This is a genomic window from Rhizobium albus (assembly GCA_030160035.1).
In the GTDB taxonomy this organism is placed as follows: Bacteria; Pseudomonadota; Alphaproteobacteria; order Rhizobiales; family Rhizobiaceae; genus Georhizobium; species Georhizobium albus.
This window is the reverse complement of sequence record BSNO01000004.1, coordinates 357,033-378,742: the sequence shown is the minus strand read 5'-3', so window position 1 is coordinate 378,742 and position 21,710 is coordinate 357,033. Positions and strand designations below refer to the sequence as shown.

General features: G+C 59.2%; 17 protein-coding genes and 1 tRNA gene. 4 read left to right on the top strand and 14 right to left on the bottom strand.

From position 1 onward, the window contains the following. Nucleotides 1-72: 72 nt before the first annotated feature. Nucleotides 73-1,833, top strand: a complete 1,761-nt coding sequence (locus QQL76_RS17075; RefSeq protein ID WP_499208669.1) for a methyl-accepting chemotaxis protein — start codon at nt 73-75, stop codon at nt 1,831-1,833. Between the two features lie 119 nt (nt 1,834-1,952). Here QQL76_RS17075 and QQL76_RS17070 read toward each other — a convergent pair whose 3' ends face one another. The 3 genes from QQL76_RS17070 to QQL76_RS17060 all read right to left on the bottom strand — a co-directional run bounded on the left by QQL76_RS17070 (nt 1,953) and on the right by QQL76_RS17060 (nt 4,255). Next, nucleotides 1,953-2,951, bottom strand: coding sequence for a BMP family lipoprotein (locus QQL76_RS17070; RefSeq protein WP_126007125.1), 999 nt, complete (start codon nt 2,949-2,951; stop codon nt 1,953-1,955). A gap of 302 nt (nt 2,952-3,253) precedes the next feature. Continuing rightward, nucleotides 3,254-3,904, bottom strand: a complete 651-nt coding sequence (msrA, locus tag QQL76_RS17065; protein WP_499208668.1) for a peptide-methionine (S)-S-oxide reductase — start codon at nt 3,902-3,904, stop codon at nt 3,254-3,256. A gap of 63 nt (nt 3,905-3,967) precedes the next feature. Further along, nucleotides 3,968-4,255, bottom strand: a complete 288-nt coding sequence (locus QQL76_RS17060; protein WP_499208667.1) for a hypothetical protein — start codon at nt 4,253-4,255, stop codon at nt 3,968-3,970. A gap of 397 nt (nt 4,256-4,652) precedes the next feature. On the opposite strand from QQL76_RS17060, the gene QQL76_RS17055 reads away from it, so the two are divergent. Then, nucleotides 4,653-4,742, top strand: a tRNA-Ser gene (locus tag QQL76_RS17055). A 139-nt stretch (nt 4,743-4,881) separates the two neighbouring features. On the opposite strand, the gene QQL76_RS17050 is transcribed toward QQL76_RS17055, so the two are convergent. From QQL76_RS17050 to hsdR, 9 genes are all read right to left on the bottom strand, one after another. Continuing rightward, nucleotides 4,882-5,706: a hypothetical protein gene (locus QQL76_RS17050; RefSeq protein ID WP_499208666.1), complete on the bottom strand. Its 825-nt coding sequence runs from the start codon at nt 5,704-5,706 to the stop codon at nt 4,882-4,884. Between the two features lie 64 nt (nt 5,707-5,770). Further along, nucleotides 5,771-6,889 carry a PAN domain-containing protein gene (locus tag QQL76_RS17045; RefSeq protein ID WP_499208665.1) on the bottom strand — a complete coding sequence of 373 codons (1,119 nt, stop codon included), beginning with the start codon at nt 6,887-6,889 and terminating at the stop codon, nt 5,771-5,773. Between the two features lie 113 nt (nt 6,890-7,002). Beyond that, nucleotides 7,003-7,929: a restriction endonuclease gene (locus QQL76_RS17040; protein ID WP_499208664.1), complete on the bottom strand. Its 927-nt coding sequence runs from the start codon at nt 7,927-7,929 to the stop codon at nt 7,003-7,005. Between the two features lie 12 nt (nt 7,930-7,941). Continuing rightward, nucleotides 7,942-8,811 carry a GIY-YIG nuclease family protein gene (locus tag QQL76_RS17035; RefSeq protein ID WP_499208663.1) on the bottom strand — a complete coding sequence of 290 codons (870 nt, stop codon included), beginning with the start codon at nt 8,809-8,811 and terminating at the stop codon, nt 7,942-7,944. Nucleotides 8,812-8,825: 14 nt separating this feature from the next. Further along, a complete protein-coding gene (locus tag QQL76_RS17030; RefSeq protein WP_499208662.1) occupies nt 8,826-9,314 on the bottom strand; it encodes a hypothetical protein in 489 nt (162 codons plus the stop codon). Continuing rightward, nucleotides 9,311-9,670 (bottom strand): hypothetical protein, encoded by a 360-nt coding sequence (locus tag QQL76_RS17025; protein ID WP_499208661.1) that lies wholly within the window; start codon nt 9,668-9,670, stop codon nt 9,311-9,313. The genes QQL76_RS17030 and QQL76_RS17025 overlap by 4 nt, the downstream gene beginning before the upstream one ends. After that, nucleotides 9,667-11,004 (bottom strand): restriction endonuclease subunit S, encoded by a 1,338-nt coding sequence (locus QQL76_RS17020; RefSeq protein WP_499208660.1) that lies wholly within the window; start codon nt 11,002-11,004, stop codon nt 9,667-9,669. Before QQL76_RS17020 ends, QQL76_RS17025 begins: the two co-directional genes overlap by 4 nt. Beyond that, nucleotides 11,001-12,536 carry a class I SAM-dependent DNA methyltransferase gene (locus QQL76_RS17015; RefSeq protein WP_499208659.1) on the bottom strand — a complete coding sequence of 512 codons (1,536 nt, stop codon included), beginning with the start codon at nt 12,534-12,536 and terminating at the stop codon, nt 11,001-11,003. Before QQL76_RS17015 ends, QQL76_RS17020 begins: the two co-directional genes overlap by 4 nt. A 76-nt stretch (nt 12,537-12,612) precedes the next feature. Beyond that, nucleotides 12,613-16,020, bottom strand: coding sequence for a type I restriction-modification system endonuclease (gene hsdR, locus QQL76_RS17010; RefSeq protein WP_499208658.1), 3,408 nt, complete (start codon nt 16,018-16,020; stop codon nt 12,613-12,615). 325 nt (nt 16,021-16,345) lie between these two features. Here hsdR and QQL76_RS17005 point away from each other — a divergent pair, with 325 nt between their 5' ends. Both QQL76_RS17005 and QQL76_RS17000 read left to right on the top strand, forming a co-directional pair. Next, the gene (locus QQL76_RS17005; protein WP_499208657.1) at nt 16,346-17,512 is read left to right on the top strand and encodes a hypothetical protein; all 1,167 of its coding nucleotides are present in this window, start codon (nt 16,346-16,348) and stop codon (nt 17,510-17,512) included. After that, a complete protein-coding gene (locus QQL76_RS17000; protein ID WP_499208656.1) occupies nt 17,509-18,174 on the top strand; it encodes a hypothetical protein in 666 nt (221 codons plus the stop codon). The genes QQL76_RS17005 and QQL76_RS17000 overlap by 4 nt, the downstream gene beginning before the upstream one ends. Before the next feature lie 904 nt (nt 18,175-19,078). Here the strand turns inward: QQL76_RS17000 and QQL76_RS16995 are convergent. Both QQL76_RS16995 and QQL76_RS16990 read right to left on the bottom strand, forming a co-directional pair. Next, nucleotides 19,079-20,920, bottom strand: coding sequence for a bifunctional DNA primase/helicase (locus QQL76_RS16995; protein WP_499208655.1), 1,842 nt, complete (start codon nt 20,918-20,920; stop codon nt 19,079-19,081). Beyond that, nucleotides 20,917-21,681 (bottom strand): hypothetical protein, encoded by a 765-nt coding sequence (locus QQL76_RS16990; RefSeq protein ID WP_499208654.1) that lies wholly within the window; start codon nt 21,679-21,681, stop codon nt 20,917-20,919. Before QQL76_RS16990 ends, QQL76_RS16995 begins: the two co-directional genes overlap by 4 nt. Nucleotides 21,682-21,710 lie beyond the last annotated feature (29 nt).

Here is a 21,710-nt window from a genome sequence, read left to right as displayed (position 1 = left end):
GCCATCGTCAAGTATCGGATTATTAATCCTGCCGGCGGCATTCTTCGGCCCTAAGCTCTACCGGGGTCGCCGATGCTTCGTCTGCCTTTTGCCAATTCACGCGCAATACAGCACTACGCCGCCATATCCGCCTCACATGCCCTCATCTGGTTCCGGCCGGATGGCTTGATCCAGGGCGCCAACGACAATTTTCTTGCCGCTCTCGGCTATCAGTTGGATGAGATCGTCGGCAACCATCACCGCATGTTCGTGGAACGCTCGGTGACCGAAAGCGCCGACTATCTCCAGTTCTGGCGCGACCTTGCCGCTGGAAAGTCGCAGCGCGGGCAGTTCCGCCGCATCTCGAAAGCGGGCAAGGATGTGTGGATCGAGGCGTCCTACGATCCGATTTTCGCCAATGGCAAGGTCGTGGGCATCGTAAAGATCGCAGCCGACATCACGGCCACCAAGATTGCCTCTCTGCACAATGAGAACCTCCTGCGCGCGCTGGAGCGTTCGGTTGCGGTGATCGAGTTCGAGCCCGACAGCACGATCGTCGATGCCAATGCAAGCTTCTGCAAGACGCTCGGCTATGCGCACGAGGAGATCGTCGGCAAGAAACACAGCATCTTCTGCGATCCGGGCTTCGTTACGAGCGGCGGCTATGACAGTTTCTGGACGCGGCTTCGCGCCGGCGAATTCTTTTCCGATACCTTCAAGCGGATCGGCAAGAATGGCCGCGAGGTCTGGATCCAGGCGACATACAACCCGGTCTACAACTCGCGCGGCGCCATCTATCGGGTGGTGAAATTCGCGACCGACGTGACCGAACGGATGAAATCCGTCAGCACGCTGAGCGTCGCGATCGGCGATCTTGCCCAAGGCGACCTGACATCACAGGTGACGCGCGCGCTCGACCGCTCGATGGAGACCACGCGGTCGGATTTCAACACGGCGGTCGGCCGACTGTCGGCGGTCATCGGCGAAATCGCGGAGAATGCGCGCGACATCGCCCAGACGGCGAACGAAATGATGGACAATTCCGGCTCGATCGCCAAACGAACCGAGCAGCAGGCGGCGGCGCTGGAGGAAACGTCGGCCGCACTGGAGGAAATCACCCAGACCGTGACGGATGCCAGCCGCCGCGCCTCCGAAGCCGGAGAGATCGTTCGCGAGACGCGCGCGTCGGCGGAGGAGTCCGGGCTGGTCGTGCGGGATGCCGTGGCAGCGATGGACCAGATCGAGCAATCGTCGCGCGAGATCTCCAACATCATCAGCGTCATCGACGAAATCGCCTTCCAGACGAACCTGCTGGCGCTGAATGCCGGCGTCGAAGCGGCCCGCGCCGGCGAGGCCGGCCGCGGCTTCGCGGTCGTTGCGCAGGAGGTACGCGAACTCGCACAGCGCTCGGCAAAGGCCGCCAAGGAAATCAAGGCACTGATCGGCACCTCGTCGGCGCAGGTGAGAACCGGGGTCGAGCTGGTGGACCGGACCGGCAAGGCGCTCGAGAAGATCGTCGAGCGGGTGCGCGATGTGGATCAGAACGTGGCTGCCATCGTCGAAGCGAGCCGCGAACAGGCGATCGGCATTCGCGAGATCGGCCAGGCCGTGCACCAGCTGGACCAGAGCACCCAGCAGAACGCCGCAAGCGTGGAAGAGCAAAATGCGGTGAGCAACCAGCTTGCCGAGCGTGCCGTGACGCTTGCCGGGCTTCTCGGTCAGTTCAAGACCGGACAGGCCGCCGCAGCGGTTGCCACGACGCCCCGTGCGCGAATCCCGGTTCCAGCGCATGCCGCGTCCGTTGCGCCAATGCGCAAACGCGCAGCCAATGCAGGCCAGTGGGAAGAGTTCTGAAAGCCACCAAGCCGACAAAACCGTTCGCGAGCCGTATTTAAAAAGGCCCCGTCATGCGGGGCCTTTTCGCATCTTTGAAAAGAGAAGTAGATCGAGCTTCGATCCCCCCCTATCGCATATCAGTAAGGGCAGCTGTCGTCCGACATGTAGTCGTGGACTTCGATGTCGCCGGCGATGATCGCAGCCTTGGCCTCTTCCACAGCGGCTTCCATTTCGTCCGTAATCAGGTCGGCGTTGTTCTCGTCGAGCGCGTAGGCGACGCCGTCTTCGGCGAGACCGAGCGAGGTGACGCCGTAGTCGAACGAACCGTTCATCGCATCGGTGAAGGCATCATAGACGGCAACGTCGACGCGCTTGACCATCGAGGTCAGCACGCTGCCCGGGTGCAGGGCGTTCTGGTTTGAATCCACGCCGATGCCGAGAGCGCCTTCGTCTGCCGCTGCCTGCAGCACGCCGACACCGGTGCCGCCGGCTGCGTGGTAGACCACGTCCGCGCCCTGGCTGATCTGCGAGCGGGTGATTTCAGCGCCGCGCACGGGATCGTTCCAGGCTTCCGGCGTCGTGCCGGTCATCGCCTCGATGACGGTCGCGCCTTCGGTCGTTGCCTTCACGCCGCCGACATAGCCGCAGGCGAAGCGACGGATGAGCGGAACGTCCATGCCGCCAACGAAGCCGACCGTGTCGGATTCGGACGCCAGCGCGGCGAGAACGCCGACGAGGTAGGAGCCTTCCTGCTCCTTGAAGACGACCGAACGCACATTCGGCAGGTCGACCACGGCATCGATGATGGCGAAATCGGTGTCCGGATTTTCCGCAGCGACCGATTCCAGAACGGCTGCCCAGTTGAAGCCGGCCATGACGATCGGGTTGTTGCCATCGCGGATGAAGCGGCGAAGCGCCTGCTCACGCTGTGCGTCGTTCTGGATCTCGAACTCGCGGTATTCGACACCGGTTTCGGTCTTGAACTGCTCGGCCCCAGTGTAGGCGGCTTCATTGAAGGATTTGTCGAACTTGCCGCCGAGATCGTAGATGATGGCCGGCGTAAAGTCTGCGTCCTGCGCCATCGCGGTCGAGGCCATGGCCGCGAGCGCAAAGAGGCTGATGAGCGTGCGCTTCATTATCGTTCACCCTGTGCTTGTCTTTTCGGTTGTCACTTCAAGCCCCGGTCCTTGGCGGACAGGGCGCCCCGACGGGCTGGCCTTCGTGCCAGGTTCCCGTTCTGCGGCGATCCTTGCATGCTGGCCCGGAAGAATCACGCAGAATTTGACCAGTCGGATAATTTTTGCAGCAGGGCTTTGACGGCGCCCGAGTAAGGCGCCGCCAGGATATCAGGTGCTTTTGTCAGCCTCAGACGAGCGACGCATCCAAGGAGTTTCCCTGCGGATGGCGATGGCCCAGAGCTAGCAAAGCGCCGAGAAGGTCAACCGCCCACGCAGGCGACGCCCGTGCCGCGCAGGCCGCAATAGCCGCCCGGATTCTTGGCGAGATATTGCTGATGATAGTCCTCGGCAAAGTAGAACGCGCCGGCCGGAGCTATCTCGGTGGTGATCTTGGACTTCAGCCCGGCATCGGTCAGCGCCTGTTGGTAGCGATCGCGCGATGCTTTCGCCGTCTCGGCCTGCGCATCGCCGACCGTGTAGATCGCGGAGCGGTATGTCGTGCCGATGTCGTTGCCCTGGCGCATTCCCTGGGTGGGATCGTGCTCCTCCCAGAAGACGCGCAGCAGATCGTCGTAGCTCACGATCTTCGGATCGTAGACAACGAGCACGACTTCCGTGTGCCCGGTCTGGCCCGTCACCGTTTCATGATAGGTGGGGTTCGGCGTGAAGCCACCGGCATAGCCTGCTGCCGTCACATAGACGCCGGGCATCTTCCAGAAGAGCCTCTCGACGCCCCAGAAGCAGCCCATGCCGAAATAGGCCATCTCCAGACCTTCCGGGTAGGGACCCTTCAGTGGCTTGCCGTTGACGAAATGCGTCTCGGCCGTTGGAATGGGCTCGGCACGGCCGGGCAGCGCTCGGTCGGCCTCGGGCATCGCGGTCTTCTTGTTGAACATGTCGATCAGAAACATCGCCTCATTCTCCGCGTCACGGACGCGAAGCCGCGTCCTCTTCGCCCAAGAATATAGGAGGTTTCAGCGCGGATTGAAGCGGCGCTTCGCTGGCCGGTAGGCCAAAAGATGCAGAAGGAAGGCGAGTGCAAGAAGCACGATGCAAGCCGGCTGGCCGAGAAACAGCGGCAGGACGAACGATGCCGCACCCTGCGGAAGATAAGTGGCGACCGCACCTTCCAGCGCCGCAAGCGTCGACGGGCTCACATCTTCCCACGCGGCGCTCAGCGGCGTGAGCACAACCGCATCGGCGGCGATCGACTGGATGGCGTCGATCGCGCCGGCCATCACGCCGAGCACCAAGGCGATCAATGCCAATATCCTGAGCAAGATGCGCATCAGATGCTGACCCCAGGCCGGCCCCGCCCCCGATGGCGAAGCATGCGTATACCGCCGCTGTCATAGAATGCGCCTCGCCTGCCCGCAAGCGCTGGCCGAAACGCGCCGGAGATCGGCGCGATGCGAGGCCCAAGTGCGCAACTTCGTCATCGAAAAGCGACCGATATGGCCTCACAGCATTTCTTTGGCGCAAGGCGCAAAACCCTGCCTTTCCCCCTTGTGCCGCAATCCGTCTTGGCTATAGTGCCGCCCGGTTCGGACGGTCCAAGCGGCCCCTCCAACACTCGTCGTTAAAGCGATGAAAAACCGAAGGTGCCCCAAAGGCATCATGCTTCAGCATACGGCGTTTTTCGCCCTTGCCGACAGCAACGGAGAGATGGCCGAGTGGTCGAAGGCGCACGCCTGGAACGCGTGTAGGCGGGTAACCGTCTCGAGGGTTCGAATCCCTCTCTCTCCGCCATATTTCTTATTCAAACATCTGATTCTGCCTGGCTTTTAAGCCTGATCTATTTATCTTCCCCACTTAGTTCCCCACTGCCCAGATTGGTCATGCCCTCAGCCAGCCTGCGTCGATCCACTTTCTTGGGATTGGATAAAAATCAGAGTGCGAGAATGGCGTCTCTCAGGCTTGGCACCATGGTCCACTCGAATTCGCGGCGAGGCGGATACCATCCCTCCGCGATGATGCTCATCCAAACGGGGGAGCCGTCGTCGCGCTGGTCTGGCTTGAAGTTCAAGCGTTCCGTGAGACGGTGGGCAAGTGTGCCATAGATGAGGTTTGCCGTGGCTGGCTCGTTCTTGCCCAACGCTTCGAGAGCAAGAGCGCGCATCGACGCTGTTCGTCGAGGAGCCGATGCGTGAGCCTTCAGCAGTCGCCTTTGCTTCTCTGAAGGCCCGAGCGCAGTGAGTGCTGCCAAGAACTGCTCGGTGTCGGGCCTCTGCCGAAGTGGACGAGGCCGCGCCCATGGCGCCTCAAGGGATTCTGGATCAAGAGTAAGGTGCCTCCACCAGTCGTCCTGAATGCGACGGAAGCGGATGGCTGGAAGATCGACGTGATCGCCTCGTACGAGGCGCTCGCACAGCTCTCGTCGAACTGGCGGCGTTCGCAGCTTAGCAAATTCCGCTCCATAGCCGCCTGCATCGAGATGAAGACAGAAGAGCGCCCATTCGCCCGGCGGCGCGTTGAAGCGCTTGTGCAGCCTCATGTGGCATGACTTACACACGGGGTACGACTCCGGCGGCTCGAAGCTGTACGGCTCGGAATAATCTTCGGAGTGCCATTCTCCTGGCGCCCGTTCCCGGTCGCCGCAGATAGAACACGGCTCGCCGTCGAATGGTGCGTCCTTGCCCGTGAGCTTTCTGAATGCAGGAATGATTTTCATGCGCTGTGCCCAGCTGTATCCGTTGTAGGGCATATTGGACATCGATGGTCCGCTTCCTTTGATATGACCTGCTAGTGTTGAGCTTCGCGTGCACCGATAGGCGCCTTCAGAACGGCAGTTTCATGCCAGAGATAACGGCGGGGTTTCGTTCTGCTGGCTCGGATGCGGATTTGAATTCGCAGATATTGGCCGGATAGTATGAATAGGCTGGGCAATTCGGGCTGGAGACGCACGCCTCGTGACACCATTGCAACGTGACGCCTCTGAAAATCTCACGCCCAGGGGCGCGGATCTCAGAGCCCTCGCTCATTCGGAATGGGCCACTGACTGAAGTGGACAGGCCAACGGCCATGGGGCTCGCCACAAGGTCGGCCCGATATGCCGATTGGGCGCCCGTGAAGGGTGTCGACCGCGATGCTCCATTCTTGAGGAAGCAGGCCTTGGCGCCCTCGTTGAAGGTATAAGCAACGCATTGTGTGTGGGTCTCGCACGCGGCCTGGCATTGCGACGTGCTGTCCAGGCGCATGGGCATACCGGGAAGGTCTGAACCAGGCAGATCCTGCTCCCCGAGCGCAGCCCAACGCTGCGCCGGTGGTGTCGCAGGGGCGATCGTCGACGATGGAGGATTTGAAGGGGCAGGCTCGGCGTAAGCTGATGCTGCAGGCGTTTTCTCGGTATCCTCGAACCATTCGACGTCGATCTTTGCGATACTCGCAAGTTCAGGGGTCAGCCACGTCATCGATGATGGATCGGCAAGTGTGGACAGCGCGATCACTGTGTCGGACATTCCCAGTTTGCTGAGATAACTTCCAACGAGAGCGTTGGCTATGCCGCTGACAGCGCCGGTGTTTCCGTCAAATGCGGCATGAAAGCCGATGAGGCTGGTATCAAATGCGGCGCGCTGCTTGCCAGCCAGCCATGCGAGCCCGCACGCCGAAGCACAAACGGTATTGGGAGCGACGACCGTAGAGAACCCCTTGAACTCGATCGTGCGGCCAATCTCTATGCCCTCGATGACCAAGCCGCCCTCGCTGGCCAGCATGACCAAAGCCTCATCGAGGAGTATTGCCTCCATCTGAAAGCGCTTGTGGTCATTTTCGACCAGCTCGCCTTCAACAACGATCACTGTTGGCCGATTGCCGTCCGCCGGCACCGTGTAAATGTCTGCGGCGAAGGCCGGCAGGCAAGAGGTCAGGAATGCTGCGACTGACACCCAGTTTTTCATGATGCATGCTCCCCAGCTGCAACAGCATCATGCAACTGGAAAAACAGGAAGGCGAGTCGGATTCAATCTAAGTTCGTTGAAGGGTTACCGCCGCAATCCACCTTCTCGCGCGCTTACTCCTCCGCAAAGAAGTCCTCGTCCAGCCGCTTGAACTCGACGGTGCGATAGCCGCGGACGCCGACATCGTGTTCGATCATGAGCTCGGCTAGTTCGCGGCCGTCTATGAGGATAACGCGCTGGCTGAGGTGCTTTACAAACTCGCGCGCTGGCTGGCTGAAAGTCGACGTTGTGACGAAAACGCCCTTGCTTGCGCCTAAGCCAACAAGACTGCCGACGAAGCCGTTAACGTCCGGGCGGCCTACCTGATTGGCAGGCGCATAGCGTTTGGCCTGGACGTAGATGCGGTCGAGCCCCAGACGATCCTCGTTGATGATGCCATCCACGCCCCCATCGCCGGATCGTCCAAGTTGAGCCGCGGCGTTCTTGTGCGTTCCGCCATAGCCCATGGCCACAAGGAGATCGACGATCAGTTGCTCGAAGAAGGCAGGACTGTTGGTCAAAATCCGCTCCAGAAGTTCACCCCGCAGCTCTGCCTTCAATGCTGCATGGGCCGCATCAATTTGCTCTTCCGGTGTGAGATTGTCAGCGTCTGATGTGACCGTCTTTGTCTCTGGAGTTATACCGTCTTCGGCACGATTACCGGCGTTGCGATAGAACTCCTGGAACTCCGCTTCCTTTAGGAGAAGAGTGACGTCGATACGCGCGGGTCCAGTGGCGAGCAGCGCCTTACCCTTCAGCGAGGCAACAAAACGCCCTCGCGCCGGAGAAGCGATGAGGCCGGCCTTGCTCATGTAAAATTTGGCCCAATGGATGCGATTATGCAGAAGCCGCTGGCGGCCGCTCGGCAAGAGCTCGTCGCGCTCCTCCTGCGTCAACCGAAGATCGTCAGCGATGCGCTCGGCGACATCGGCCACGCGCGTTTCGCCTTCGGAAGCGAGCCGCAGTACCGGGAGCATGAGGGTCTGGTAATCGGGGATCATACGTAACTCGGCTTAGATTTGTCGAAGAATGACCGCCATTCTAGACGCGATGTCTGCCTGCGACGGCCCGCTAATGATCTCCCCGTTACTCGGCAGTCGGTATTTCGCAAAATGCGCCAGAAGGGCCTGCTCGATCTTTCGCGCTTCATCTTCGTTCGAAGTCGGTTGCTTCAGTGGCAGTTGCCAAGTCAAACCGGTGACCTCTGGCGCTGAGTGCGTACGATAGTGCTTGAGGCGCGCTTCCGGATCATTGGCGTAGCCAATCTTGAATGCCCGATCGCGCCCTCGCTGATCCTGGAGAGCAAGCACATATACGAACCACACGTCGTGAACTCCAAAGGCGCCTGTAAAAGCGCCTTCGTGTTTGGGCGCAAGTTTGCTGCTCATTTGCGCGAGGAGCCCGCGCCCGAGTAGAGTCCTTGGCTTGGCCAGTTCGACCGGTCGGCGGTCAAGCTCCAGCAACGGCGCTGCCATCTCGTGATCGAGTTCAACAACGGTGGACTGGGCTCGTAGATGATGTGGGCCAGTGAGCGGTCCAACAAGCTTCGAGAAGACGTTTTCTTCCGCGGAGATCTCCCAGACTGCGATCGGATGGAGAGCATATGGAAATTCAGCCGATGCACGGCCTGATACTTCGCTCGTATCCATCTGGCCAACATAATCTTGGGTATTCACTTCAAGCGACGACACTTGATAAACGCCAAGGACTCGCCCTTGGTATTGGCTCCAGGTCGGCTCGTTCTTCGTTCCGACAGTGAAGACGAGATCGCCCTCTGTCAGTGCCTTTTTCGCCTGCGTGCGCGCTGCCTTGGTACCGAAGGTCAACGGCCAGCAAGGCTCACCCGGCGGGCCCCAGACATAAGTGAAGAAGACCTTTGGCATCTTTGCCCCCGCGCTCACGTGTCAGTGTCGTATGATACAGCCCATTCGAATACCCGCTGTTGCTGGTCTTTCAGAAAGGCTTCCTCATCGGCGATAGCATAACCGAGGGAACGGGCCGCTTCGCAGAATCCCTTCAGTGTCGAGGGCTCCATGCGTCCATCTTTCAGGTTCTGCTGGTTCACAATGATGGCGCTGAGCAGCGGCCATCCCTTGCGATGCGCATATTCGATCAGGTCGCCGAGATGCTGGTTGGCCGCATATCGCACCCTCGACCATTCGACACCGCTCTCGTCCGCAAGCTGCTTGTAGGACAAGAAGCGCCGTTCCTGCGCCGCCTTCAGAACGGCGCGAAAGCTTTTCTCGAAATCCAGTCCGGCGCCTTTGCGACGAGCCATTTCGGCCAGAGCGTCGAGATAGTAGGCGTCATCCACCCTGCCCTGCCGTTTATAGTTTGCAATCAAGTTGGCGAGTTGTTTGTCGTCCCATTCGGCGACAGGTTTCATGCGGCAATCACCTTCCCCGCGCTGGTCCTAAGTGACAGGCGAAAATGATAAGGTGTGACTTCCTCGAAGAGAACGACGTCACCCGGCTTTGCGCCAGTTCGCGCGAAGAAGTCGCGGACGAAGTTGCGATCCTGGAAAAAGGTGCGTGGTCGACCATTCTTGTCGGTCGGGACGAAGGTATCCGTTCGCAAAGCTCCGAATTCGAGACGAACGCGGCGCGGTGCCGGCGTGTAAACGCTCGTGCCTCCGAAGACATCGGCCGGAAGGTTTCGGTAGAAGGGCGTGATGTAGATGTGCGGCCATTTGCCCTCAAGTGTGAAGTTGCCGGCAGTTAGCTCACTTTCGTAAACCGTCATCCCTTCGAACCCCGCCCACGTTTGCCCTTCGGTGCCGTCTCGCGCTCGGCCCGGATGCGAGCGAGCAGGAGTTCGGCGGGTTCGTCGTTCTCGTCCTGGGGGACGAGTTCGCCGCGGAAGGCTTTGGCCAGAATCGCTTCGTCCAGCCGGCCCACCAGCTCCAGCGCGCGCTTTGCCTCTTTCGCCAGCCGGTTGATTTTGGCGAAGGCGGATTCGATGCGGCGTACGATTTCGTGTTGCACCGCTAAAGGAGGTAGTGGCAACGGCGTCTTATTGAGGGCGTTCTGGTTTATCTTCGGCAGTACGGTTCGGCCTTGATGTTCGACCGCAAAGTGAGTGAATTGCTCGCCAACTAGCCACTGCAGCAAGTACCGGGCCGCAAGGACGTCGCGAGGGGCTAATGGATACATGTCTGCGCTACACGCTCCGTCAAAATCGGCGATCACGGCCTTACGAAGATATGGGCGGATCTTTGAATAGAGAATTTGACCAGCATAGAAGCGATGCTTGGCGCTGATAACACCATTTTCTTTGATGGTTCTGTAAGGCAATAGCCTCGTTGTTCCGCTCTCAATGTTATCAGGCGCGATGTGAGGCAAATCGGGGATCGTGTTGGGATTGACGAGATTTGAAGCAATCTCAACAGCCTCCTCAAAGGCCACCCAACGCCATCCAAACGGCAGATCCCAACACAAAGCATGAGGCTTTTCTGTCGCAGCAGATACCAGGCCAACCAGTTCCCCGTTGAAAGCCTTGCTGAGCACGGCCTGCTTGTAGCGGGAGACGAGGGTTTCTATGCGGGCGAGTTCGGTGCGGGCGCGGGCGGATTTCGCGTTAAGCGCATCCAGCTTGGCCACGATGCGCTTTTGCTCGGCCAGGGGTGGGAGGGGGATAGCCACCTGGCCAAGAATAACAGCGTTTGCGCCCGGCTGCGCCGTGCCCTTCGAGACTACTTGGATTTGTTGCCAGTAAACCGGCCCTTGCATGAATTTCCATATATAATCGGATTGAAGCTCGTGACTGACTGCGATGCGTATCAAGTACGAAGCAAAGGCCGTTGGGACAGGTACATTTCTGATAAGATAGCTCTTCCCGGTTGTCGCCCCTGTTCGGGCAACGACTATATCGCCACTTCGCACGAGAAAGGCCGGATCAGGCTGATCATCACAGTAAGGCAAGGAAGCCCAGTCGACTTTGTAATCCTGAATGTCAGTTATCCGAAGCAAGCGGGCGCCTTCGCCGACAGTGCTGGATTTTGTTGTGAAGCCGTAAGTTATTCCACCTGATATCTCAGCAAGGCTGGTTTCAACCCACCCCCTCGGCAGCCCACTCATTCCGCCGCCTCCGGCAGGTCATCGCTGAGCTCCGCCATCAGCGCCTCGATCTCCAGGGTCGCGGCCTGAAGATGGCCGAGGATGGCGGCGGCGATGTCGTCGGGTTCGATAAGGCCTTCTTCCGCCTCTTCCTCCGCCTCGCGCAGCCAGGCGATATCGAGATTGTCGCCACGGGCGGCGATGGCTTCGCGGCTGAACTGGCGCCAGCGGCCGGTCTCGCCCTCATCCGGGCCGCGCTCCTTGCCATAGGGGTCCTTGCCAAACGCCTGTTTAAAACCTTCGAAATGGGCCTCTGTCAGCGGCGTCGTCTTGCCGAATTTCGGCATCTGGGCGCGCAGGTCATAGATCCAGACAGATCTGGTGTTGGCACTCTCGGTCTTTCCGCGCGTCAGGAAGATCACATTGGTCTTGACGCCCTGGGCGTAAAAGATGCCGGTCGGCAGGCGCAGGATGGTGTGCAGATCGCACCAGTCCATCATCATCCGGCGCAGTTCGCGCCCACGCCCGTCTTCGAAGAGGACGTTATCGGGCATGACGATCGCCGCGCGGCCACCGGGCTGAAGCCCGCGGATGCAGTGTTCGACAAAGGGAAGCTGGTAGGAGGAAACGTTTGCCGTGACTGAGAGGTCATCGCGGGTCGGCGCGCCACCGGCCGGACCGAACGGCGGGTTGGTGAGGATGAGATGGGCGCGGCCAAGCCCCTTGCCCTTGTCGGAGAGTGTATCGCCGAGATCAACATGGTCACCGTCGATGTCATGCAGATAGAGGTTCATCAAAAGCAGGCGCAGCGTGCCCGGCACGTTTTCCATGCCGTGGATGGCGCGACGCTTCTGGAACTCCTGTTCCTTTTCGCCGAGATCGAGATAGTCGTCGGTGCGCGCCTTCATGTAGCGATCGGCGGCAATCAGGAAGCCGCCGGTGCCGGCGGCGGGATCCTGGATTACCTCGCCGGGCTTCGGCTGCATGAGGCGGACCAGAAGCTCGATCAGCACGCGGGGGGTAAAGTATTGCCCGGCACCGCGCTTGGTTTCTTCAGCGTTTTTCTGCAGCAGGCCCTCATAGAGATCACCGAACTGGTCGCGCTCCTCGGAGAACCAGTCGAGCTCGTCAATGGCGGTCACCAGTGTCGTCAGGTTCTGCGGCTCGCGCAGGAAGGTGGAGGCGTTGTCGAAGATCTTTTGCACCATCTCAGGCAGTGGACGGGCATCGGCATAACGCTTGCGCTCTTCCTGGCTGGCACCTTCGCTGGGTGGCAGAACTAAAGCATCACCTTGTCCCAGCTTAGTACTCGCGGCGCCAAGGGTGACGAGAACCTTGCGGTAGTGTTCAAGCTTCGCCAGACCGTTGGTCGCGACCAGATCCGCCCAGCGCATGCCCTTGGGCAGGCTGCCCGTCTCGCGGTTGCGCTCGGCCATCATCTTCAGAAAGAGCAGATAGGTCAGCTCGGTGACATATTGCTGATAGGTGATGCCGTCCTTGCGCAGGACCGTGCAGAGGCGCCAGAGTTTCTGGACGATGGCATTGGCATTCATGACTTGATTCTCATTGGAACGGGGATCGTTGTCTTGGTGGTAGCCCAGCGAGGCGAATGGTCAACCAAGCTGGACATCAGGCAGCAGGCGACGACCAGATTGCCTCGTTGAAGGCGTGCAGTACCTCGTCGAGCTCGCCGTCAAACTCCGTCGCAATGCGCTTGAAGCCGCCCTTATCGGCAAAGGCGCCCTGGTCGAGCAGCGTCGGATCCGCCACGGGCTTGTCCTTCAGGGCGCGACCGATGCGGCGCAGCCATTCCTTCTGCTTCTGCGTCCAGGGCCTGGAGGCCTCGATCTTTATGATCGCGTTGTCGACGCGAGTGGCATAGGGGATCAGCGGATCGCCGAGCGCTGCTTGGCGGACGAAGCCGATGATGTGGGCGGCGATGTCGGCATTGCGGGCGCGGCCGTAAGCGGCGCGAAGCATGGCTTCGGAATAGTTCTTCTCGTCGAGCAGCCCGGCGAGCTCGGAGAGCTCCTTGCGGGTCAGATCACGCGGACGCTGGGTGACGGCAATCAGCGCCGGGACCTGGTTCATGTTTTCGCGCACGAAGCGTTCGAAGCCTGTGATGTAATCCTCCGGTGTCGTGTTCTTGCCAAAAATCTCCTCGATGCGCAGCAGCTCGTCCTCATGGGTGGAAATGACGACGCCATCATTCTTGTCCGTGTAGAGCGGTCGGCGCTCCAAAAGCTCTACCGCACGGGGATAGTCGGCAAGCCACTGCTGCAACTCGGCACCAGAGCTGGTGGAAAGCCGCTGCAGTGTCATGTCGGGGTTTTCGCCTGTATGGCGCTCAAAACTCTCACGCGTTTCGTCATCCATGCGCTTCACCAGGCTTCGCATGCGCACGATGACCTGGGCTGCGACCCAGCTCTTGTCCTCTTCCGTCTCTGCATTCTGCAGGTCCGCGACCAGCTGGCCGAGGGCAATGTCCGGCTTGACCACGACCGGGCGCATGTCGCTCATCTCCTGCAGCTCCGCATAGAGATCGACGGCATCGAAGATGCGGAAATGCTCCTTGCCGATATCGGGGCAGAGCCGCGTGGCGCGACCGATCATCTGGTCATAGAGGATGCGGCTCTTGACCCGGCGGACGAAGACAAGATTGCAGATGGAGGGCACGTCGACGCCTGTGGTGAGCAAATCGACGGTGACGACATATTTCGGATAGGGGTCGTTCTTGAACTTCAGGATCAGGTCATCGGCCTTGTCGACCGTGCCGGTGATCTTCGTCACCATGCCATGTGGCACGTTTTCCTTGCCGTATTCCTCCTGCAGCTCCTCGACCAGAAGGCGAACGATGTCATCGGCATGGGCATCGCGGGCGGCGAAGATCAGCGTCTTGCCGGGTTTCGACGGCGGGATCTCCGTAGCGATGGCGCGGCAGACGATGCGGTTGAAGGATTCCGAATAGACGCGCCTGTTGAAGTCGGCGAGGTCGTAATCAAGCGAGACTTCGTCGGGCAGTTCGAAGAGATCAATCTGGCCGGTCTTGCGGTCGATGATCTCGACCTCCTCGCCACCCTCGAAATGGATGCCGGCTTCCGACAAAGCCGTTGTGATGCGCTTCGGCGGCAGGTGATCGTTGAGATAGCCTTCGACGACGGCTTGGCGATAGCCGTAGTGGAAGACAGGATGGCCAAATATCTCGCGGGTATGCAACGCGGGTGTGGCCGTCAGCGCCACCTTTACGGCGTCGAAGTAATCAAGGATCTGGCGGTAGGCCGACTGGTAGTCGTCGATGTTGCGAAAGCCGATATCGCTTTCGCGCAGCTCGGCGTCCAGCGTGTAGCCGCGATGGGCTTCGTCAACGATGATGCAGTCAAAGGTGCCGGGCGTGGGGCGCTTGGCAGGATCCGGCTCGTTGAAGATGCGGGCGATTAGCGACTGGACGGTTGCGACCTGCACTTGGTCCTCGTCCTCCGGCAGCTTCTGCTCCAGCCCGGCGACCTTGTAGATCTGGGCGAAGTTTAGCATGCCCTCGATCTCGGTCGTTTCCAATGCGTCACTTGTCTGCCGGCCGAGCGCCTTGCGGTCGACAAGGAAGAGGATGCGACGGAAGCGCTTGTGCTTGAGCAGGCGATACATCAGCGCGATTGCCGTGCGCGTCTTGCCCGTGCCGGTCGCCATGGAGACAAGGATATCGCGCTGGCTAGCAACCACGGCACTCTCGATCGCGGCGATCGCTTCTTCCTGATAGGGACGCATCCGCCCCTTGCCGAAACTCTCTTCGGCGAGACCCTGGGCAGCGGTGTCGACATCGGTGGTGAGCTTGTCGATGAGGTCCTTAGGCGAGAACCAGCTCGTCATCGGGATGGCGTGGTTAGTCTCGCGCCGGACATCGCGGTACCAGATCCCGGATTTGGTCACCCACTGGCGCACATAGGGTCGGCCATTGGTGGCGAAGACAAATGGCACACGGAAGGGCTCATCCAGGCCGTGCTTCCAAGGGCCGTGCGGATGTGCTTCTTCGGGGGCGAGCAAGATGGTGCGGGCGTAGCGCTCGGCCTGCTGGAGAGTGGACGGCACATCGACGCTTTCGCGCTTGGCCTCAATGACACCGACGCAGGTGAGGCCGACGAACAGGGTATAATCCGCTCGGCCACCGTCCGAAGGCCATTCGGCGATGGCGAGACTGCGACCCTCCTCGGGTCGGGCACCCCTTTGAAAGGTCAGGCGGTCGCTGTCTGCTTCCCATCCGGCATCGACAAGCTGCACGTCGATCAGCCGCCGGGTCTGGCGCTCATCGAGCTCAAGGTTGCTCGCAGCTTTCAGGCCTGCCTTTTTGAACTCGATCTGTAACTGCTCGGGCTGGGCTTCAGCCGCCTTCTGCAATTCGGCAAGCTTGCGGGCCAGTGCTGCCTGATTGGCCTCCATCTCGACAGCGGTCTGCTCCCAGACAGCACTGTCGGCTGAAGCCTGGCGAGCAAGCTCTTCGGCGGCGGCGCGAGCTTTGGCAAGCTCTTGTGTGGAAGCATGTGCCGCAGCGAGTTCTGCCTCCGCTTGTTGAACTTGGGAGCGTAACGCTTCAAGCTCGGTCTTAGTCGCTTGATCGATGTCGACAGCGGCCCGAGGTGGAACGAACGGGCCTGGTTTAAAACTCGGATCTCGGCCAAAGGTGCGGCGATACCAGACCCCTAAGGCCCTACAGAACTTCAGAGCCGCTAACGCTTCCGTCGGCGAGCCTCCAAGGCTGTGGGTTGCTTCATTGCCGCTTTTGCGGACGGCATGAAAGATGTCGGCGACTTCTCGGGGTAGCACCTGTTGGGCTGCAAGACGCCGCAGAAGGTCATGGGTCGTATCCCGCGAGGCTGCATCGTAAACGCCAGAGAGTGCTGCAATCTCCTTGACCATGTACTCGCCGAACTGCCGACTTTTGAGCAGCGACGTATTTGCATCGTCGGCAAAGAACCGTTCCGCCAAAACGCCTAAGCGGTGAAGCTCAGGGCTAAGCATCTGCAAATGATCAAAATTCTGAGACAAATCCCTGCCGAGCCCCCGAAGCAGTCCTTGAGAGTTCAGCTTATCTATTGCGGTCAAATGCGCAACTGCAGCGCGTGACTGACCCTGATTTCAACGAGAGCGCCTACTGGAACAAGTCCCGCGACTTGAGCAATGCTGAGACGCTCCGCAGATTGGTTCCGCCAAGTGAAGCGACGGCTCGGTGACCCATTTAGGAATTCAATAAACGCAAAGGCGTGCTTAAATCATAAGCGCCGCGCCCAGGGCGTCGGCCTTAGCAACCCCAATCTATCCACTTCCCTGCGATCCGATTTCCGCTAATAGTGGATTGGGTTGTCGCGGGGGCGTGATTCAATTGAAAGTTGGCCGGGTGATCGGGGTGGCGCTATGGACGGCATCTATACCCGCATTTCTAGCTTCTCCTGCATACGATGCGGCAAAAATTGCCTTCACATTGGCCGACCCCATTCAGATTGCCGAATATCGCCTCACCCGTCTTTCTCCGGAAGCCTATGAAGCGGCAATCCAACAAGCGCTACTTGAGGGCGATGTTGAAGAGGCCGCCCAAATTGTCGACATCGGAGTTGCACGAAATATCGATTTAGATGCCGAGTTGGTCGCCCAAACCCAGGAGACAATTCTCGGAGCAACCTACCGAAACGCGGGATCATTCATCGACGGCTTTTTTACTGGAGATGCCTCTGACGGTTATGCTTTGGCGGGGTCGATAACGTCTGACTACCTTCTTTTTGGCGACCTTCGGGATAGCGTAAGCGAGGGCACCGCAGCTCTTACGGGCAATGATTACAATGGCCTGATCCTGGCACTGTCGCTGTTCGGGCTGGCAACGGTTGTACCTGGAGCCGGACCAGTCGATGTAGGTGCTTCACTAATGAAAGCCACGGTCCGTGTTGCCGGATCATCCGGCAGCTTTCTTCAAAAGTTTGCACGAACTGCTACGGGTGCCATTGATCAGGCGGCTTTACGACGTGTGCTGTCCGGCAACGGGCTTAGCTCGCTTATGAAGCGTCCATCCACCTCGGAGCTAACCCAGATACTTCGATCGTTACCACGCGGTGCAACTCAAGGGACGGACCCGAACGCTTGGGGCCGAGCCATTTCCAAGTTGTCACCAATTGATGCTGCGGCTGCGCGTAAAGCAGCGTCTTCAGTTTTCCGTCCGGGAAGCGTCGCAGAGATTGGAGCTATCACGACCGGGGTCGGAAAAATTGCGACCACGGCTGGCGCACGCGGTGCCATGAAGGTCGTGGCTCTTTCCGACGATGTTCGAGATCTACGCCGATTTCAAAGAGTGGCTGATGGCTTCAAGGCTCGGACGCCTGGCGTTCTGCGACTGTTAGGCAAAACGGCGATCCTCTTGGGCGACCTGATGTGGCTGGTTATCTCCGCGGCGATAACTGTCCTGAGCTGGGTTGCCTGGGGTGGCTGGATACTATTCCGCATCCTGCGCAGCACGGTGGGCCTCTTCCCGCGTCCGAGCTTGCCGGTATGAAGCCTGCGGTCACACGACATCTCATTCAAGCGGCCACTTTTGGCTTTGGAGCCTCCGCCGGACGAGATCTTTGGATCTGGTCAAAAAAGAATGGGTGGGTGGCGATCACTGGGGTTGCTCTGGCTGGTGGCATCGCGCTTCCCTTTATCGCGGGGCGCACTCTTTGCGAGGGCCAGGACAGAGGCTTTTGGCAGACGCTTCTCCGGACGCTGCTCTTCAGCATTGTATTGGCTTCAGTCGGAACGATGTTGGCTTGGTTGGCAGTTTTCATCGCCTGCATGCTGATCCCCGGTTTGGCGCTAGCTCTAGACGTCAGAGCCGATGCTTCCAACGTTTACGAGCGCGTAGGAATGACCGCTGTGATAATCGCCGGCATATTTTTTGGCCTAGGTGCCGCCGTTGGTCTCACAAGGCGACCTGGTCGAACGCGCGCTTTTGCCGTAGCTGCGCACAACAGGCTGTTCCTGAAACAGCAAGGCATAGACCCAACATCCGCAAGCGATGCGACCCACGTCGGACCCAACGGTGAACGGCTGCGTATGCTTGGCGCCGACAATGACGCGATCGCGTTTATGGTGGTGGGCAAACGTTCGATGCGAGCGTTCGTCTATCAGGATAAAGATGGACGGTTTCAGAGTTACAGCGGGCCCCAGCGCATTTGAGGTTGCCTCCAGCAGTTCCACTGTGCCTTGGTGGAGCTACCGGACGTGAACTGGCGGGCGTAAATGTGACACGAAGGGTCGACTAGTCCCAGGGGGGGGTCATCCGGTTCAGATGTGCTGCCAGCTGCTCTACCATGTGAAATAATGAGCTTTTTTTGCATGGGCATGCCGGTTGGAATGTGGCGGAAGACGCCGCACAGCCAGTCGGACCTGACGCCGCGCGAAAGGCGTGAAAAAACTCAACTGAGTGGTACGAGATACCCGATTAGTGGTCTTTTTGAGCCACGGAGTGGTCTTTTTTTGTCATCGAGTGGTATCGGAGCAGCAGTAGAGCGGCCTTCTCCTTTGGTCGTCGACGTGACCCGCTTGCTGGAATGAGCGGCTTGTGATTTGCTGTGGGTATGGGATGGGTTTCAAAAACAGAAGATGACGACGAAGCCCGCGGGTCGCGTTACCCCTTGGTCCGAAAAGATTTTCCAGACATAAAAGCTCTGCCGGGCAGCCGGGCCAAATCACCAAGTCGGCACGCAAACGCACTTAACCACGCATTAAACTCACTTCATGAAGCGCAAGAGCGTCATGAAAAGACAATGAGAGACGTGAACCGTCGAACAAGTAATCCAATCGAGATTTCTATTGCCTCGTCAACAGGTACTGAGGCGACTTACAAAGCACTGAATAACTGCCTGCGTGCTTGTCCAAGCAACCATCCGGATCGCCCGCTATTCATTGCAGGGCTTCAGTCGATGAGGTCAAATCGCTGACAGTTCCCGAAAAATGCGCCATTGATGCAAGGACACCCTTCGTGTGGACTGGGCCGCCCAGGGACTGGTACATGCATTGGCAATCTCGCCGAGATTGCCAATGCATGGTGTCGGATGAATTCGACGCCCCTGCTGAAAGCTTAATCATCTGGTAGAGACGGCCTTACTGCTTCCTGACCACGTTCGCTAAGGAGATAGTTGCGGCGCCATTCGCGACGGTCGCCGGATGAGTGGTATTGGTAGTTTTCTTGGTTGAACCAGAGGCCGACTTTGCCCTCGAAATCGCCGTTTCGCTGCTTAGCAACGTTAAGCACAACGCCCGGCTTGTTCTCCAGTTCGGCACGAATTTCATCGCTCTCAGCCACCTTGATCGCGTCTTCGTGCTGTCGGTTGCGCCATACCGTGACGATGTTGAAGGCGTTAGAGCCGATCTCGGATGCGCCCTTTACGTCTTCGGTCTCAGGGGCGCCCTGCCCGCGTTCGCTCTTGCGAGAGTGGGCCACGAGATGGACGTGGACGTTGTTCTTGATCGTCCAGTCGACAATGCGGAAAACGGCCTTTTCCTGCCCCGTGTAATCGTCCGAGGCGATGCCGAGACGCATCAGGCTGTCGATGATGAATTGATCGCAGCCGTACTTGGCGCGGGCATAGTCGAAGACTTCAAGCAGGGCATCGACGCCCGCCTTGCCCACTCGTTCGTAAAGCAGCAGGCCGTCGTCCAGATAGCCGATCAACTGACTGATGAATTGCGCAGTGGGCCGATCAACGCCGCCCGTCTGCTTGCACATGCGGCGCAAGGATTGCTCGCCCTTCATCTCCAGGCTGGCAAGGCAGATGCGGCTTCCCTGGTTGATCCAGAACGGGATGCAATCGGAAAGAATTTGGCTCTTTCCCGAACCCGATGCGCCGCTCCACAGGGACAGCTCACCGGCACGAAACAGGAGCTTTCCGCGCAGCTTGGAATACGGGACCGTATAGCCAGGCTCTTCGCCTTCGGCAGGCCAGAACAGGTGGATCACCTTATCGGTGTATTCGCTGGCTCTAAGGAGCCCTTCAGGGTCGCTCGTCTTTGCCGTATCCAGCGCGTACTGCATCGCCTTGACGGGTAGATCGTCCATCAGGCAGGCGTTCGCGTCCTTGAGCGGCAGAGACACACGATAGCAGCGGTGACGGCCAAGGCGGGAAATGATCTCTTCCGCAGCCTCATCGCCGGGCTTGTCCATGTCGGTCGAAATGTAGATCTTCTCGAAGCGCTCAAGCCGGTCGAATTCGTTCTCAATCCACTTTTGCTTTGCGCCCTTGCCGCCGCCACGAGGCAGAGACAGCGCCGGATAGCCGTAGGTGAACCACGACATGGCATCCTTTTCGCCTTCACAGATGATAATGGTTCGTTCGTTGTTGGGGACAATTTGCCAGCCGAAGAGGCAATCTTCGGTATCCGTGCTGGAGCTGATCTGCTTCTTGTCCTTCTGGTTTAGGTCAATGCACTCGCGCTTCCACATCACGAGTTCGCCATCCCGCACATACGGAAAAACCATCCAACGTCCGTCTTCGCCCACCTTGAAGGCGTCAATGGTTGACTGCGGGATTTTCCGCTCGTCCGTCAGGTACTTGAAAACAGGGCCGATAGGCTTGGTGCACTTCGGCTTTGCGGGGCGAACGTATTCCTTACGCGGCTCACGGAACGCCTGCGGACGCTCAAGTCCCAGATAGCTGCGCGCCCAATCCAGCGCTTCAGCCAGAGAGCCACCCTTGCAGGCCACATACAGATCCAGAAGGTCGCCACCCTCCCCGGTCGCGAAGTCTTGCCAGACACCCGCCTTTGCACCGGAGAGGGCAACGCCGAGGCTCTGCCCCTTCTCGCCGCGGACTGACCCAGCTTTCCACTCGGTGCCTTCCTTGAGGCCACCGGGCAAAAGCATTTCGGCAACGGATTGGGCTCGGTCCGCCAAGAGCCTCTTGATGGTATTGATATCGCTCACAGGACACCTGCATAGATGCGCTTTTCCTGTGCTTTCCAGCGGCGATCTTCGGGTGTTTCGACGCTGAACTGCTCGACACCCGGCACGCCCCGGTAGGCCATGGCTTCAGGCGACGATGCTCGGATAACCTTCTGGAGCCATTCCATCGGGTTTTCCTTCTCGCTGGCTTGGCGCAGGTAGTCAGCCGCCATGCGCAGGTCATGCCCGCAAACCTTCTTGAGGTTCGCGATCACGCCGCCTGCTGATTTACCCAGCATGGCTTTGCCGAACCGGAAGACTTCAGCTTCAGAGATTTCGCCCATCACCGGCGCAGCCCCCCGAAGGGGTTCTTTCCCTGTATTTAAGTTATTTTCCCTGTCTTCTTGTTCGCGTCGCTGCTGCGTCGCTGGTTCGTCGGTTACTGCGTCGCTGAGTGCGTCGCTCGGAAGACTGACGCGCTGATAAATGTCGTATTTACAGATAGTTATCTGCGTCGCAAGTGCGTCGCTAACCACCTCCACCATTGCGTCGTTTTTCAGCCGGTTTATGAAGCGTCTCACCCTGGCTTCAGACCACTTCCAACGGTCAGCCATGAACCGCATGGAGGTTGCCAACTGACCACGCTTAAGGTCGCACACCTTGCGGCCTACCCGCACGCGGCGATCCTTCCATGCTGCCTCACGGATCAACCAGATCCACGCCTCGCGCTGCGTAAAGGCTTCGTCTTCAAACAGCGGGTGCTCAAAGATATTCCGTGCTACCGCGAAAACGCCGCTTGCCATGCCGTGCCTCGATTCTTCGATTGATTGCC